The 1,932-nt window shown below is 51.3% G+C and carries 1 protein-coding gene; it reads left to right on the top strand.

Going from position 1 to position 1,932, the window contains the following annotated elements; translation table 11 throughout:
* Nucleotides 1-535: 535 nt before the first annotated feature.
* The gene (gene ltrA, locus HNQ57_RS17640; protein WP_226968179.1) at nt 536-1,858 is read left to right on the top strand and encodes a group II intron reverse transcriptase/maturase; all 1,323 of its coding nucleotides are present in this window, start codon (nt 536-538) and stop codon (nt 1,856-1,858) included.
* The last annotated feature ends 74 nt before the right edge of the window (nt 1,859-1,932 follow it).

Raw genomic sequence — 1,932 nt, 5'->3', positions numbered from 1 at the left:
TTGTGTACGCCCAGCATGGGCATGAACTAATGAGGTGAAAGTCCTCTGTAGGAAGGTCACCATCCTTAGCGATTTATGATCGTTATTAGATGTTAACTACTAGCGAATGGCAAGGGCTTGGCCGCGAGGCTTGGTCTGAAGGAAGCCGGACGCAAAACCGCGAGCTGATGAACAAGAACATCATATGAGGCGTAGGCTGGAGGCGAGTTGGCACAAGACGACGAAGCCATGTGATCTAACGGCCACCGTAAATGATGCAGTTGCGCGGGGACAGTTCATGTTCTTATCTGGGGAGATCTGCTTAACAAGCGATCGGTAAACTACCAGTAAGGCTCTGGTTAATAAATGCCTTGGCTCCACTGAGTGTATCGCCAATGGAGAGCGAACGAGATACAAACCGATAGCGCTGACGGGGGCAACTCTAGCAGTGATTAAGTAGAAGTCAGCAGACGGCATAGTAGCCAAATGCCCATCGTAATGGATGGGACACGGCGAAGGCCTGAACATTGAGAATAAAGGAGGAGCCTTGTCACACTTGAACGCACGAACGCCGTCCGGCGATGACGTGACTCAGCGTAGTGATCTGAAGCCAGCCTTTGGTAGCGATCTATTTGAGCGTGTGCTGCAGCGTGAGAACCTCTCTGCAGCATGGAAACGCGTTCAAGCCAACAAAGGGGCTGCGGGCGTTGATGGCATGACCATCGACGAATTTCCCGTATGGGCACGAGCTGGACACTGGGCTAGGGTGACTACCGAGCTGGCAACAGATCGGTACAAACCATCACCAGTTCGGCGTGTTGAAATTGAAAAACCCGATGGCGGTACTCGCCAGCTGGGAATTCCAACCGTTTGTGACCGTGTGATCCAGCAAGCCATTGCCCAAGTCCTTACGCCCATCTTCGATCCCAGTTTCTCAGGCAATAGCTTCGGATTCCGGCCACATCGAAATGGGCAACAGGCGGTAAAGCAGGTTCGCGACATCATCAAGGAAGGTCGCCGCTTTGCGGTAGATGTCGATCTGTCTAAATTCTTTGACCGAGTCAATCATGATTTACTGATGACGCGCCTTGGTGACAAGGTGAAGGACAAGCGTCTACTGAGATTGATTAAGTTGTACCTGCGAGCTGGGTTTGTCGACAACCAGTTCTACGGTGAGAGTCGAGAAGGTGTGCCGCAGGGTGGGCCACTATCGCCACTACTAGCGAACATCATGCTCGATCCTTTGGACAAAGAACTTGAGAAACGTGGCCACAAGTTCGCCCGCTACGCTGATGACTTTACGATAATAGTAAGAAGTCAGCGAGCCGGTGAACGCGTGCTGCGCAGTATTAGCCAGTACCTGCTAAACCGCTTGAAGCTGGTCGTAAATACCGATAAAAGTCGCGTCGTTAAAACCAGTGAGAGCAAGTTCTTGGGGTTTACCTTCAAGGCTGGCCGTATTCAATGGCACTCGAAAACACTGCTGAAATTCAAGCAACGGATTCGCCTGCTAACGAACCGCAACTGGGGAGTGTCGATGAAATATCAGCTCTTCAAAACCAGCCAATTTATACGTGGTTGGATTAATTATTTTGGTATCGCCAACTGTTATCAACTGTGCGTCGATCTAGATCATTGGATTCGGCGCAGAGTGCGGATGGCCTACTGGCGGCAGTGGCGAAAGCCAAGAACCAAAGTAAGAAACCTGATGAGTCGAGGCGTCCACGTACAGGCTGCAGTTGCGTGTGGCATTACCAGCAAAGGCCCATGGCGCAGTTCCAAAACACCGGGAATTAATCAGGCATTATCCAATGCCTACTTAAAATCTCAGGGGCTGTACGAATTGCGCGATGGTTGGATCAAGCTTCACCATTCTTAGTGAAACGCCCTGTGCGGATCCGCATGCAGGGTGTTGTGGGGGCTGAGGGTTAGAGACCCTCGGCTACCCGATTA

The sequence above is a fragment of the Zhongshania antarctica genome, from assembly GCF_014202945.1.
In the GTDB taxonomy this organism is placed as follows: Bacteria; Pseudomonadota; Gammaproteobacteria; order Pseudomonadales; family Spongiibacteraceae; genus Spongiibacter; species Spongiibacter antarcticus.
This window is presented reverse-complemented; position numbering and strand designations above follow the sequence as displayed.